At 71.0% G+C, this 13,252-nt stretch carries 11 protein-coding genes; 10 read left to right on the forward strand and 1 reads right to left on the reverse strand.

Going from position 1 to position 13,252, the window contains the following annotated elements; genetic code table 11:
• Nucleotides 1–374 precede the first annotated feature (374 nt).
• The gene (locus tag FRAAL_RS26935; protein WP_011607226.1) at nt 375–1,265 is read left to right on the forward strand and encodes a GntR family transcriptional regulator; all 891 of its coding nucleotides are present in this window, start codon (nt 375–377) and stop codon (nt 1,263–1,265) included.
• 137 nt (nt 1,266–1,402) lie between these two features.
• Nucleotides 1,403–2,572 (forward strand): multidrug effflux MFS transporter, encoded by a 1,170-nt coding sequence (locus FRAAL_RS26940; RefSeq protein WP_157892447.1) that lies wholly within the window; start codon nt 1,403–1,405, stop codon nt 2,570–2,572.
• Nucleotides 2,573–3,061: 489 nt separating this feature from the next.
• Here FRAAL_RS26940 and FRAAL_RS26945 read toward each other — a convergent pair whose 3' ends face one another.
• Complete coding sequence (locus FRAAL_RS26945; protein WP_041939841.1) at nt 3,062–3,667, reverse strand: TetR/AcrR family transcriptional regulator; 606 nt, start codon at nt 3,665–3,667, stop codon at nt 3,062–3,064.
• Nucleotides 3,668–4,133: 466 nt separating this feature from the next.
• Here FRAAL_RS26945 and FRAAL_RS26950 point away from each other — a divergent pair, with 466 nt between their 5' ends.
• From FRAAL_RS26950 to FRAAL_RS26985, 8 genes are all read left to right on the forward strand, one after another.
• Nucleotides 4,134–5,132, forward strand: coding sequence for an ABC transporter ATP-binding protein (locus FRAAL_RS26950; protein WP_197537228.1), 999 nt, complete (start codon nt 4,134–4,136; stop codon nt 5,130–5,132).
• Nucleotides 5,132–5,929, forward strand: a complete 798-nt coding sequence (locus FRAAL_RS26955) for an ABC transporter ATP-binding protein (RefSeq protein ID WP_011607230.1) — start codon at nt 5,132–5,134, stop codon at nt 5,927–5,929. Before FRAAL_RS26950 ends, FRAAL_RS26955 begins: the two co-directional genes overlap by 1 nt.
• On the forward strand, nt 5,929–6,972 hold the full coding sequence (locus FRAAL_RS26960) for an ABC transporter permease (RefSeq protein WP_011607231.1): 1,044 nt from the start codon (nt 5,929–5,931) through the stop codon (nt 6,970–6,972). Before FRAAL_RS26955 ends, FRAAL_RS26960 begins: the two co-directional genes overlap by 1 nt.
• Nucleotides 6,969–7,916, forward strand: coding sequence for an ABC transporter permease (locus tag FRAAL_RS26965; RefSeq protein ID WP_011607232.1), 948 nt, complete (start codon nt 6,969–6,971; stop codon nt 7,914–7,916). The genes FRAAL_RS26960 and FRAAL_RS26965 overlap by 4 nt, the downstream gene beginning before the upstream one ends.
• Nucleotides 7,917–8,038: 122 nt before the next feature.
• Nucleotides 8,039–9,751, forward strand: a complete 1,713-nt coding sequence (locus FRAAL_RS26970; protein WP_011607233.1) for an ABC transporter substrate-binding protein — start codon at nt 8,039–8,041, stop codon at nt 9,749–9,751.
• Nucleotides 9,752–9,987: 236 nt separating this feature from the next.
• Complete coding sequence (locus FRAAL_RS26975; RefSeq protein WP_041939842.1) at nt 9,988–11,301, forward strand: NtaA/DmoA family FMN-dependent monooxygenase; 1,314 nt, start codon at nt 9,988–9,990, stop codon at nt 11,299–11,301.
• A gap of 83 nt (nt 11,302–11,384) precedes the next feature.
• Nucleotides 11,385–12,674: an NtaA/DmoA family FMN-dependent monooxygenase gene (locus tag FRAAL_RS26980; RefSeq protein WP_011607235.1), complete on the forward strand. Its 1,290-nt coding sequence runs from the start codon at nt 11,385–11,387 to the stop codon at nt 12,672–12,674.
• A gap of 24 nt (nt 12,675–12,698) precedes the next feature.
• A complete protein-coding gene (locus FRAAL_RS26985) occupies nt 12,699–13,205 on the forward strand; it encodes a flavin reductase family protein (RefSeq protein ID WP_231861367.1) in 507 nt (168 codons plus the stop codon).
• The last annotated feature ends 47 nt before the right edge of the window (nt 13,206–13,252 follow it).

A 13,252-nucleotide genomic window follows, 5' to 3' on the forward strand; every position in this document is an offset into this window, starting at 1 on the left:
CGCTCGGCTACTGTATACCAAATACTAGGCAACCCAGGGTTGGGTGCAACTACCCGGCGTGAAAAGTGCATGTGACAGGCACGTTTCGAGTGGCCCAGCTCACCAGACGCGCCGCCCGCTCTCGGCACAGTCCGGAGCTTCGTATACAGTGGACAGTGCGTATCGCAGGGAAGGTCGCACGTCCGGCGGATCGGGCGGCGAGCTCCCGGGAGATGGATACGGAGTGTGCCTGCCCGCGCGGAGCGCGAGGCGCGCGGCATCACCCCCGGGGAAAGGGTGGACGCCGCGCACCGGACGGCCGGTGCGCCCCGCCCCATCGCCGGGAGCACAGGACCACCCGGGGATCTCCACCGCAGAGAGGGACGGTGCCAAGCATGGTTGCGCCCGACAGGTTCGCCGAGATCGAGAAGTGCCGGGTCGAGTTCGGCCGGGCCCGTCGCGAGCGTGCCGAGACCCGCCCGCTGCACGCCTCCCCGCGCCGGGCCTACGAGCTGATCCGTGCCAGCCTGCGCTCGGGCGAGCTGGAGCCGGACGCGCTGGCGGAGGGCCGCCTCATCGACGCGCTGGGCATCACCCGCAACTCGGTGCGCCGCGCGCTGTCGATGCTTGCCGACGAGGGGCTGCTCAGCCGGGCCCCCCGCCGCGGCACCAGCGTCAGCCACGGCATCTGGCAGATCCCCGCCGGCGAGGTGCTTCCCCGCGAGATCAGCGAGTCCCAGGAGTGGCAACGGCTCCAGATCGAGGAGCTGGCGCACTGCGCGGTGCCCGCCACCGACGGCCTGCGGGACCGGCTGGAGATCACCGATGCCGACATCCTCATGACCGAGCAGCTCTTCCGCCTCGACGGCCAGCCGCTGTGCGTGCGCACCGGCTACGTCCCCATGATCGTCGAGCCGGAGCGGTACTTCGCCGAAGTGGTGGCGATCGACCGGCGCCCGCCCCGCTACGAGGCCCTGTTCGAGCGGCTGTTCGGCGCGCCGCTGGGCACCGCCGAGGCGGTGGTCGAGGCGGTGCCGTGCGAGGAGCGCACGGCCCGCCTGCTCGGCGTCGACGCAGGCAGCCCCGTCCTGCTGCGGGAGGTGCTCGTCCGCGACGGCACCGGCCGTCCCCGCGAGGTCAGCTACACCCACTTTCGCGGCGACCGGGTCGCCCTGTCCTCGGTGACCGGACCCGGTCCCGCCGCGCCGGGACCGACGAACGCACCCCACGGACCGGCCCAGCCGGCGCAGCGACGGTCGGCCTCACCTCAGGCAGACGTGGCGTGACCCAGACGGTGCCCGTTACCTCGGCCGGCATCGTCGATCAGTCAGAGGTCGATCAGTCAGAGGTCGATCAGTCAGAGGTCGATCAACCGGACGCCGGTCAGTCGGACGCCGACCGGGGCCGGATCACGATCACGACGATGGTGCTGCTCGGGGCGATGACCGGTCTCGGCCCGTTCTCGATGAGCGTGCACCTGCCCGGCCTGCCGCGGATGGCCGACGACCTGGCCACGTCCCAGTCCTCGGTGCAGTTGACGATGACGGCGTGCGTCGTCGGAATCGCCGTCGGCCAGGTGGTGGCCGGCCCGCTGTCCGACGCCTACGGGCGGCGCCGCCCCCTGCTCGTGGCGATGGCGCTGTACTGCGCGACCTCGGCGGTGTGCGCGGCGGCCTGGACGGTGCCGATGCTCGCCGGCCTGCGCTTCGCCCAGGGGATGTTCGCCGCCTTCGGCATGACGATCGCCCGGGCGGTGATCCGGGATGTCGCCGACGGTCAGCGCCTGGTCCGCCTCTTCGCGAGGATGGCGCTGGTCAGTGGCCTGACTCCGATCATCGCCCCGAACCTCGGCAGCGCCCTGCTCGTGGTCACCGACTGGCGCGGCATCTTCGTGGTGCTCGCCGCACTCGGCGCGTTGTTCGCCGCACTGAGCGTGGGCTCGCTCCGGGAGACGCTGCCCCCGGCGCGCCGAACGCGCCTGCGCCCGGCCTCGACGGCCCGGACCTACGCCGCGCTCGCCACCGACGGCGCCTTCCTCGCCCCGTCGCTCGTCGTCGGGCTCGCCTACGGGGCGATGTTCTCGTACGTGTCGTCGTCGTCGTTCGTGCTCTCCGACGCCTACGGGGTCTCGCAGACGGTGTTCGGCGTCCTGTTCGCCGCGAACGCGGTCGGGTTCATGGCCGGCGGTCAGCTCGGCGCGGCGCTCGCCGGCCGGCGCGGAACGATCCGGGCCCTGCGGATCACCCTGCCGGCCGCGGCGACGGCGGCGGCGGGGATCACGCTGGCCGCGCTCGCCGGCAGCGGGCCCGCCGTCGTCGGCACGCTGTTCCTCACCGTGGCCTCGATCGGCGCCTGCATGCCGATCGCCTCGGCGGAGGCGATGCGCACCCGACCCGACAGCTCGGGCACGGCCTCGGGCCTGCTCGGCCTGACCCAGTTCGCCCTCGGCGGACTGATCGGACCGATCGTCGGCGCCTTCGGCTCCACCAGCGCGCTGCCCCTGGGCATCGGCATGTGCCTGTGCCTGCTCGCCGCCTTCGCCCTGTGCCTACGCCCCGCCGCCCCCCGCCCGACCCCCTCCCCCGCCGCTTGACCTGAACCTGGCCGCCCCGCCGCCGCACCTCGGACCACGAGCGGCCGCTGGCATCAGCCGATTGCGGTGCGCGGGAAGCGCATTGCGGTGCGATGCGTACGATCCGCAGGCTCAGACCGTGCACAACGCACCGCGACCCGGCCCGCCCCGGTTCGGACCGCGTCATCCAGTCGAGATCTGGGACCATGGTCAGGATCCGGCGGCAGCACGCGGTTCCGCGGAACACCATGATCCCCAGCTGTGGCGCCACGGCCGGGAACCAGGCACCGGGCACGTGACGCGGTTCCGCGGAACACCACGATCATCCGGATCGACTGCCGAAGCCCTGCCCGGCGCCTTCCGGATCAACACCCTGACCTGCACACTTGCATCACCGCCGGACCGCTGCAAGATCGCCCTCAATCACCCCATTTCCCCCCTCACGACCTGCACCTTTACCATGGGGTCACTGATCATCCCTGGAGGGGGCGCGGCGCGGGGCCGGGGTGGTCAGGTGGGGCGCAGGAGGCGGCGGAGGAGTTCGTCGACGGCGGCGCGGGCGTGGCGGATCGCGGCGCGCTGGTTGTCGGCGCGGGCGACGAGCAGGGCGATCTCGTTCATCGAGGCGAGCAGCACGTGGGCGAACAGGTCGGCCATCGAGGCGTCGAACACGCCGTCCCGGGCGAGTTCGGCGACCGTCTGCTTGATCTTGCCGAAGGCGTGCCGTTCGTCGAGTTCCCGCCACCGCGCCCAGCCGAGGACCCCCGGCGCGTCGATGAGCAGGATCCGCTGGACGACGGGGTCGCCCGCGATGCCGATCCAGGCCATGCAGCCCAGGCGCAGTGCCGTGGCGGGGTCACGGGAGCTGTCGGTGCCGACCGCGGCCACCAGCCGCCGGCCCACGTCCAGCTCGACCGCCTCCAGCACCGCGTCGAACAGCGCGTCCTTGCCCTTGAAGTGGTGGTAAAGCGAACCGCGGCTCACGCCGGTCTCGGTAAGTACGGCGTCGATCGAGGTGCCCTCGTAGCCCCGCTCGGCGAACAGCCGGGTGGCGACGCCGAGCAGGTGCTCCCGGGTCGCGGCACCCCGTTCGACGTTCCTGCTGGGTGGGTTCATGGGTTCCTCGTGACTCGGCGCCGACATCTCATTGTCGGCGCGCGGTCGCTTCAGCCACCCCCAGAAAGCGCCATCGAAACGACGTACCGGGTGAAGATGTAAGGAACGCGAAAGAAACCGGCCGGCGCCGGGCCGCGACCGGACCAGCCGACCGGGCCGCCCCCCAGGCCCGCAGGTCGACCGCCGGGCCTGCGCCGATCGATCAGCAAACCGATCGGCGGACCAACCAGCAGGTTGATCAGCGGACCGACCAGCGAACCGATCAGCGCGTCGCCGGCGGAAATCGTCGCAACGGCGTAACCAGACGTTTCTGCCTACGCCGCAGCGACTTCCCCATCACGATCATCGGCGCAATGCGCGGGTTACCCGCCTCGCGACGACGAGAAACACACAGCCGCGACTGTTGTCCCCACGGTGACCGGTGGCGCAAACCCGCCGTCACGCGGACGACCTGGGGCGGTGGGCATTGACCACTGGCATTGTGATCGACGAGGCGGAGCCTCGCAGCGCGGTCTCCGGCCTGACCGGCAGACCCATCCTCACCGTCGAGGGCATGACGGTCCGTTACGGTACGTCGCACGGCGACGTCACCGCCGTGGACGACGTCAGCTTCACCCTCGGCCACGGCGAACGGGTGGCGCTCGTCGGCGAGTCCGGGTCCGGGAAGACCACGTTGGGCCTCGCGCTCGCGGGCTTCCTCACCCAGGACAACGTGCGCATCGAGCACTCCCGGCTGGACTTCGACGGCGCCGCGCTGTCCCGGGTGGCCCGCTCGCGGCTGCCCGAACGGACTCCCGGCCTGTCGATGATCTTCCAGGACGCGATGACGACGCTGGACCCGGTGTGGCCGATCGGCGGCCAGCTGCGGGCGGTGATCCGAGCCGCGGCCCGGACCGGTGGCGGTGGCGGCGGTGGCGGTGGCGGTGGCGGTGGCGGGCGACCGAAGCGGGCCGAGGTGCGCGACCGGGCCCGCTACTGGCTGGACAAGGTGGGCCTGCGCGACACCGAGCGGGTCCTGCGGGCCCGGCCGTACGAGCTCTCCGGCGGCATGCGGCAGCGCGCGATGATCGCGATCGCGCTGTGCGGCGGCCCGAAGCTGCTCATCGCCGACGAGCCGACCAGCGCCCTGGACGCCTCCCTGGCCCGGGAGGCGATGGAGACCATGCTCGCGCTGACCCGGGAGAGCGGGACCAGCGTGCTCGTGATCAGCCACGACATCCTGCTCGCGCAGGAGTACACCGACCGCACGTTCGTCATGTACGGCGGGCGGATCGTCGAACAGCGCTCGTCGGCGCGCCTCGTCGACACGGCCACCCACCCGTACACGGTCGCGCTGCTGCGCTGCGTGCCCACGCTGGAGTCCGCCGAGCTCGACGAGCTGCCGACGCTCGCCTCCGTCGCCGCCGAGACCCGACCCGCGGCGCCCGCCGAGGTGCCCAGCGCACGGACGGAGGGCCAGGACTGATGGACCGGTTCGCCCAGATGACCGTGGACGGGGTGTCGAAGTCGTTCGGCCCGCAGCACCGCCGGCACGTGGCCGTCGACGCGGTGACCCTGGAGGTGACGCCGGGCTCGCGGATCGGCGTCGTCGGCGAGTCCGGTTCCGGCAAGTCCACGCTGGCCCGGATGATGGTCGGCCTGGACGCGCCGTCGGCGGGCTCGATCAGCTTCAACGGCGCGCCGCTGCGCAGCCTGCTCAAGCTGCGCGCCTCCCGGCTGGAGCTGCGCCGCGAGGTGCAGTTCGTCGCCCAGGACACCACGTCGTCGTTCGACCCGCTGCGCACCCTGCGGGACTCGATCCGCACTCCCGCGCAGCGCCTGGCCGGGCTCGACCGGCGGGCCGCCGACGCGCGGGTCGACGCCACGGTGTCGATGCTCGGGCTGTCCCCGGCGCTGGCGGACCGCCATCCCGGCGAGGTCTCCGGCGGGCAGCGCCAGCGCTTCGCGATCGCCCGCGCCCTGGTCGTCGAGCCGAACCTGCTCGTCTGCGACGAGGTCGTCTCCGCCCTCGACGTCTCCGTGCAGGGGTCGATCCTGAACTTCCTCAAGCGCTACTGCGTCGAACGCGACGCCGCCCTGGTGTTCGTCTCGCACGGCCTGCCGGCGACGGCGTTCGTCTGCGAGCGCCTGGTCGTGATGCGCGGCGGGCAGATCGTCGAGGACGGGCCGACGAGCACGGTCCTGAACTCCCCCCGCCACGACTACACCCGCAGCCTGCTGGCCGCCTTCCGCGGCCCGGCCGCACAGGAAGGGCCAGCCTGATGAGGGAGATACTGCGCCGACAGCGGTGGTGGCTGGGCAGGATCATCGCGCTGCCGTTCCAGCTGCTCGTCTTCGCGGCCGTGTCGTTCCTGCTCGTGCAGAGCATCCCCGGCGATCCGGTGGCGGTGCTGACCGGCGGCCAGGCCGACAGGGCAAACTACGCCGCGATCCAGAAACAGCTCGGCCTCGACGGCAGCCTGCTTCACCAGCTCCTGCGCTACCTGGGGCACACCGTCCAGCTCGACCTCGGCAACTCGATCATGACGGGTCGGCCGGTGGCCCACGAGTTCAGCGACCGGCTGCCGGCGACGATCGAGCTCGCGCTGATGAGCCTGTTCTTCTCGATCCTGCTGGCGGTCGGCCTGTCCTACCTGGCGGTCGTGCGGCCCCGCAACCCGCTGTCCTACGTGGTGCGGGGCTACGCCCGGGTCGCCGGCGGCCTGCCCGACTTCGCCATCGGCGTCGCCGCGGTGTTCGTGTTCTACGCGACCCTGCACTGGGCACCCGCGCCGCTGGGCCGGCTGGGCTCCGGCGTCGACGACGTCCCGAAGGTCACCGGGCTGCCGTTCCTCGACACTCTCCTGACCGGCCACCTCGACGCGACGTGGTCGATGGCGGGCCACCTGGTGCTCCCGGTCGGCACGCTGGTGATCAGCCAGGCCGGGGTTCTGGTGAAGATGCTGATCGCCGGGTTGGAGGAGGCCGTCGACGCCCCGCCGACGCGGTTCCGCATCGCCTCGGGCGCCTCCCGGGCGATGGTGCGGGCGAGCCTGTTCCGCCGCGCGCTGCCGCCGGCGGTCACGACCTCGGGGACGCTGTTCGGCTACGCGCTGGGCGGCGCCGTCATCGTCGAGTCGATCTTCGGGTTCACCGGGATCGGCGGCTACCTCGGCGACGCCGTGAGCAGCGGTGACATCCCGGCCATGCAGGGCTTCCTGGTGATCGTCGCCGCCGTGTCGCTGGTGGTCTTCCTCATCGTCGACCTCGTGAACATGAGCCTCGACCCGCGGCGGCGGCCCGGGGTCCGGACGGAGGGATCGTGACCACCACACCGACCGTGGGCGTCGCCCCGGCAGCGCTCGGCCCCCTACCCGCCGGCGCCCCCGGCGCCCCCGGCGCGCCGGCGACCGAGAGCACCCCGGCCGCCCCGAGCTCCACCGGCGGCGGCCTGCGGCGCTGGCTGCCTGTCGTACTGCGGCTGCTGCCGCTGGCCGTGCTGGTCATCATTGCGATCATCGGCCCGTGGGTGGCGCCGCACAACCCCGAGCGGGTCAGCGGCCCGACGTCGGCGCCGCCGAGCGGGGACCACCTGTTCGGCACGGACACCTCCGGTCTCGACGTGTTCTCCCAGACGCTGGCCGCAACCCGGACCAACGTCTGGGTGGCCACCGTCGTCGTGCTGCTGGCGACCGCGGCCGGCGCGCTGCTCGGCCTGCTGACCGGCATGAACGAGTCCTCCCGCGGCCCGCGCGGCGTGATCGCCCGGATCGTCGGGCGGGTCGTCGACTTCGTCCAGGCGGTACCCGGCATGCTGCTCGGCCTCGTCGCCGTCGCCTTCTACGGCGCCTCCGTCACCACGCTGGTCCTGACCCTGGCCGTCGTGCTCGCCCCGCTGCAGGCCCGCCTCGTGCGCACCGAGGTGCTGCGGGTCCGCTCGGACGCCTACGTCGACGCCGCCCGGATGGCCGGGCTCAGCGAGCTGCGGCTGACCCTGCGCCACGTCCTGCCGAACTCCTGCCGACCGGCGCTGGAGAACATGTCGGTCATCTTCGCGGTGAGCATCATCCTGACCGCCTCGCTGGGCTTCCTCGGCGCCGGCCTGCCCACGCCGAAGCCCGAGTGGGGCTCGATGATCTCCCGCGGGGCGACCGACGCGGCGGTGGGCAACTGGTGGCCGGCCACCTTCCCGACCCTCGCCCTGATCCTCACCGTGGCGATCATCGCCACCACCTCGTCGACCCTGCTCGGCGGCCGGCGCGGCCGGTAATCGCCGCCGCCCGCCCACCCGTCCCACCTCAACCCGCCGCCGGCATTCCCTGCGCCCGGAATCCCTCTGCCGGCGACCCCCCAGCACGGCGTCTCGCTTCGTTCTCTGACAGGAGTGCACTGATGCGTGTCCGTCTCGCCTCGCCACGAGGTGACCGTCCGGGAGCCGCGGTCGCCGACTCCGGCGGGCACCGCCGGCTCGCCCGCGCGGCCAGCGCGACCGTCGCCGGCGGGCTGGCCCTCACGCTGGCCGCCTGTGCCGGCAGTTCCAGCTCGTCGTCCTCCTCGTCCTCGGGTTCCTCCGGTAACACGGACTCCCTCACCGAGGCGGTGGCCGCGCTGCCGACGGCGTTCGCCTACGACGCGGGGGCGTTCACCTACGAGGGCTTCGAGTTCCAGATCAACACCCAGGCGCAGCTCGTGCGCAATCCGACGGTCACGGCCGACCGGCCGAACGGTTCGCCGATGCAGAACTTCTTCAAGTTCGAGGGCGAGCTGGCGAAGAGCTACGACGTCAGCCCCGACAAGCTGACCTACACCTTCCACCTGCGCGAGGGCGTCAAGAGCGTCGCCGGCCACGAGCTGACCGCCGACGACGTCCTGTACTCCTACGAGCGCAAGTGGAACTCGACGTCGGTCGCGCCGTTCATCTCCAAGCCGGCCATCTACGACCCGGCGAAGCAGTTCAAGAAGGTCGACGCGCACACGGTCAGCATCACCATCGACCGGCCCGGCGACGGCTTCACCCTGCTGTCCCTGCTCGCGAACGTCAGCGGCGACATCTTCGACAGCACGCTGCTGAAGGAGCACGCGACGAAGGACGACCCGTACGCGGTCAAGTGGTCGGCGAAGAACGGGAACTACGGCTTCGGCGCCTACACGCTGGACAAGTTCACCCCCGGTCAGAGCCTGGTGCTGAAAGCCAACCCGAACTACTGGGAGGGCGAGCCGGCGATCAAGACCATCACCCAGAAGGTCGTGACGAACCCCGGCACCCGCACCAACCTGCTCCAGAACGGCGATGCCGACATCGCCGTCCAGCTCCGCCCGTCCGACGTGGTGTCGATGGCCAAGGACTCGAAGCTCAAGACCTTCAACGTCGACTCCATCGAGTACCTCGACACGTTCATCAACACCACCAGGGCGCCGTTCACGAATCCGCTCGTCCGCCAGGCGCTGAGCTACGCGATCCCCTACCAGAAGATCATCGATGACGTCTTCATGGGCCGCGGCGACCCGATGAAGGGCTTCATCAACCCGCACTACCCGAACTACACCACGGACGGGCTGCGGCAGGGTGCGTACGACCCGGCCAAGGCCAAGGCGCTGCTCGCCCAGGCGGGGGTGAAGAGCGTCAACGCGAAGATCCTGGTCGAGAACAGCATCCCGGCCCTGGAGCAGGCCGCGGTCCAGATCCAGTCCGCGGCGGCCGACGCGGGATTCACCTTCACCGTCGACAAGCAGACGGCGACCGCCGTGTCGGACCAGAAGGAGAACAAGTCGTTCGACATCCAGCTCACGCTGAACAAGGCGATCAGCCAGTCGCCGCCGTACGAGCTGCTGCTGTCGCTGACGAAGGGCTCGCCGCTCAACACCTCCAACTGGTCGGACGACGCGTACTACGCGGCCGTCGAGAAGGGTAACCAGGCCGGCGACCCGCTGCTCCCCGAGGCCGGCAAGTACTGGAACCAGGCGCAGCAGATCTGGCAGAACGGCCAGCCTGAGATCCCCATCGCCTTCGACCAGCCGAACGTCGTCTTCCGCAGCAACGTCGACGGCTACGTCTACCGCTCCGAGGGAGCGATCGACTTCGCCCACCTGTCGAAGAGCCAGTAGCCACGACCAGCCGGATCGCCCGCGCGGCCCCCACCGGCCGCGCGGGCGATTTCGTCGCCGACCGGCCCGCGTTCGCGACGCCGCAGGCGAAAGACGAGCGGCGCGCCGGCCTGCCACCGGCGCAATATCCGCCGTACCGGCCGGCCGTCGTTCCGAAACACGGCTGAGATGTGCTTTCGGACAGCACGGGAGTTCCAGGCACAGGGTTCCAGGTTCGAAGTTCCAAGGGAGAATACATGTTCCACATGGGATGGTTCGTCGGACACGGCTTCAGCGTGCAGTCCTGGAAAGGCACCTGGTCCGGCGCCGGTGCCCGCGAGTGGATGATGCCGGACCTCTATGTGGACATGGCCCGGTCCCTCGAACGGGCCTGCTTCGACTACATGATCTTCGAGGACGGTCTGATGATTCCCGACGCCTTCGGCGGGAGCATGGACACCTACCTGAAGTACAACATGGAATGCCCGCGGCACGACCCGACCGCGCTCATCGGCATCCTCGGCCAGGCGACCTCGCGGATCGGCCTCATCCCGACGATGTCGACGTCGTTCTACCCGCCGTTCATGGCCGCCCGCATGCTGGTCACCCTCGACCACCTCACCCGCGGCCGGGTCGGCGGGAACCTCGTCACCTCCTCCAGCCACCGGGCGGCCCAGAACTTCGGCCACGCCGAGCACTTCGAGCACGACCTGCGCTACCGGATGGCCGACGAGTGGATGGACCTCGTCGGGAAGCTGTGGGGGTCCTGGGAGCCGGGCGCGGTCGTCTTCGACGAGGAGACGGGCACGTTCGCGGACGGCAGCAAGGTGCACACCATCGATTTCGAGGGCGAGTTCTTCCGCTGCCGCGGCCCGCTGAACGCCGTCCCCGGCCCGCAGGGCCGCCCGGTGATCTGCCAGGCCGGCGGCTCCCCGGCCGGGCGCGAGTTCGCCGCCCGCAACGCCGACACGGTCATCTGCGTCCCGCTCGGCGTCGCGGCGATGAAGGCCTACCGGGAGGACATGTCCGCCCGGCTCATCGCGGCCGGCCGCAAGCCCGCGGACTGCAAGGTGCTCTACCTCATCCGCCCGGTGCTCGCCGAGACCGACGCCGAGGCGCAGGAGAAGCGCAGGCGCCTGCGCGCCGCCCAGCGCGAGCAGGCGGCGATCGAGACGCAGCTCGCGGTGATGTCCTACTTCAGCGGCCTGGACTTCTCGACGTTCGACCTCGACAAGCCGCTGCCCGACCTCAGCGGGCAGGTCAACGGCCACCAGAGCTCGATGACGCGTTACGCCAAGGACAGCGAGGACGGCAAGACGCTGCGCGAGCTCGTCTCCACCCACGAGACGACCACGTCGCTGGAGCTCGTCGGCACCCCGGACACCGTCGCCGCGCTGATGGGCGAGGCCATGGAGGAGGTCGGCGGCGACGGCTTCCTCATCTCCAACGACGTCGACCGGCACTCCATCGCCCAGATCGCCGACGGCCTCGCGCCCGCGCTCAAGCGCCGCGGCCTGATCCGCGAGTCGTACACGCACGAGCACTTCCGGGACAACCTGCTCGAGTTCTGACCGCCCGACCCAGAACGCCCGACCCAGAACGCCCGATCCAGAACGCCCACTCCAGAACGCCCGATCGAGAACGGGGAGCGACGATGTTTCACCTGGGCCTGTTCACCGGCTGCGGCGTCCAGTCCTGGAACGGGATGTGGTCCGGCGAGGGCGCCACCGAGTGGCTGCACCCCCAGCTCTACATCGACACCGCGAAGGCGGTGGAACGAGCCGGCTTCGACTGCATCATCCTGGAGGACGCCCACTTCATCCCGGACGTCTTCCGCGGAAACATGGACTTCGCCCTGCACAACGGATTCCACGCGCCCAAGCAGGACCTGTTCGTGATGGCGCCGTTCATGCTCACCGCGACCGAGCACGTGGGCATTCTGCCGACCCTGACGACCACCTTCCACCCGCCGTACCTGGCGGCCCGGACGCTGGCCACCCTCGACCACATCTCGCACGGCCGCGGCGGAGCGAACCTCGTCATGTCGCACAACGACCGCACCGCGCAGAACTACGGCGCCGACGCCCAGGCCGACCACGACGCCCGCTACGACGCCGGCGACGAATGGGTCGCCCTGGTCGAGGCGCTGTGGAACTCCTGGGACCCCGACGCCCTCGTCATCGACCGGGAACGCGGCGTCTACGTCGACACGGCCAAGGTGCGCCCGATCGACTTCTCCGGACGGTTCTACCGCTCCCGCGGGCCGTTGAACTCGCTGCCGCCGCCGCAGGGTCGCCCGGTGTTCTCCCAGGCCGGCGGCTCCGGCCGGGGCCGGGACTTCGCCGCGAAGAACGTCGATCTGGTGATGACGAACGTCACCGGCATCGACACGATGAAGGCCTTCCGCGACGACGTCGTCGCGAAGGCGCTCGCCCACGGCCGCAAGCCCGACTCCTGCAAGGTGATGTTCAACATCGCCCCCGTCCTCGGGGAGACCCGGCGGGAGGCCGAGGAGAAGCGGCAACGGGCGCTGGCCGCCGCGGCCGCGAACGTCGAGATCAATCTGGGCTGGATGTCCTACTACAGCGGCATCGACTTCGGGAAGTTCGACCTGGACGCCCCGATGCCGGCGCTGCAGACCAACGCCAGCCGCAGCACCACCGAGAACCTGCGCGAGAAGAGCGGCGGGATGACGCTGCGGGAGTTCGCCTCCTACCCGGCGTCGGGCGCCGTCGAGCTCGTCGGCACGCCGGACGCGGTCGCCGCGCAGATGGGCGAGGTGATGGACGAGGTCGGCGGTGACGGCTTCCTCATCCAGCAGCCGATGTACCGCGAGGGCATCAGCATGATCACCGATGGGCTGGCGCCCGCCCTGCGGCGCCGGGGACTGATCCGCGACGGCTACGCGCACCGCCAGTTCCGGGACAACCTGCTCGACTTCTGATCTCCAAGGGAGAACGTGGGTGTGATGGGATCCCCGATGACCGTCGTCGACGCGGCGACCGACCCGAAGCTGCTGCGCTCGACGTTCGGCTGTTTCCCCAGCGGTGTGACGGCGGTCTGCGCGCTCGTCGACGGTGAGCCGGTCGGCATGGCGGTGAGCTCGTTCACCTCGGTGTCGCTCGACCCGCCGCTGGTGTCGGTGTGCGTGGCGAACACGTCGACGACCTGGCCGCGGCTGCGGGACCCGGCCCGGTTGGGAGTCAGCGTCCTCGGCGAGAGCCACGACGTCGCCTGCCGCCAGCTCTCCGCCCGCGACGGCGACCGGTTCGCCGGCATCTCCTGGCGGGCCAGCGACGTCGGCGCGCTGTTCGTCGCGGACTCGGCGGCGGCGCTGGAGTGCGAGCTCGTCCGGGAGGTCGCGGCCGGCGACCATCTCATCGCGCTGCTGCGCGTCCATGCGCTCAGTTCGGACACGAACGTGACACCGTTGGTGTTCCACCACAGCCGGTTCCGCCAGCTCGTGGCCCACTGACCAGGCCGCCACCCCGCCCACCACCCCACCACGAACCCCAGCCCACG

The organism is Frankia alni ACN14a (genome assembly GCF_000058485.1).
In the GTDB taxonomy this organism is placed as follows: Bacteria; Actinomycetota; Actinomycetes; order Frankiales; family Frankiaceae; genus Frankia; species Frankia alni.

Bases quoted from the DNA above. Each gene is read 5' to 3' on its own strand.
- FRAAL_RS26985 (WP_231861367.1), top strand. From the start codon at position 12,699: ATGGGATCCCCGATGACCGTCGTCGACGCGGCGACCGACCCGAAGCTG.
- FRAAL_RS26935 (WP_011607226.1), top strand. From the start codon at position 375: ATGGTTGCGCCCGACAGGTTCGCCGAGATCGAGAAGTGCCGGGTCGAG.
- FRAAL_RS26970 (WP_011607233.1), top strand. From the start codon at position 8,039: ATGCGTGTCCGTCTCGCCTCGCCACGAGGTGACCGTCCGGGAGCCGCG.
- FRAAL_RS26945 (WP_041939841.1), bottom strand. From the start codon at position 3,667: ATGAACCCACCCAGCAGGAACGTCGAACGGGGTGCCGCGACCCGGGAG.
- FRAAL_RS26955 (WP_011607230.1), top strand. From the start codon at position 5,132: ATGGACCGGTTCGCCCAGATGACCGTGGACGGGGTGTCGAAGTCGTTC.
- FRAAL_RS26940 (WP_157892447.1), top strand. From the start codon at position 1,403: ATGGTGCTGCTCGGGGCGATGACCGGTCTCGGCCCGTTCTCGATGAGC.
- FRAAL_RS26960 (WP_011607231.1), top strand. From the start codon at position 5,929: ATGAGGGAGATACTGCGCCGACAGCGGTGGTGGCTGGGCAGGATCATC.
- FRAAL_RS26980 (WP_011607235.1), top strand. From the start codon at position 11,385: ATGTTTCACCTGGGCCTGTTCACCGGCTGCGGCGTCCAGTCCTGGAAC.
- FRAAL_RS26975 (WP_041939842.1), top strand. From the start codon at position 9,988: ATGTTCCACATGGGATGGTTCGTCGGACACGGCTTCAGCGTGCAGTCC.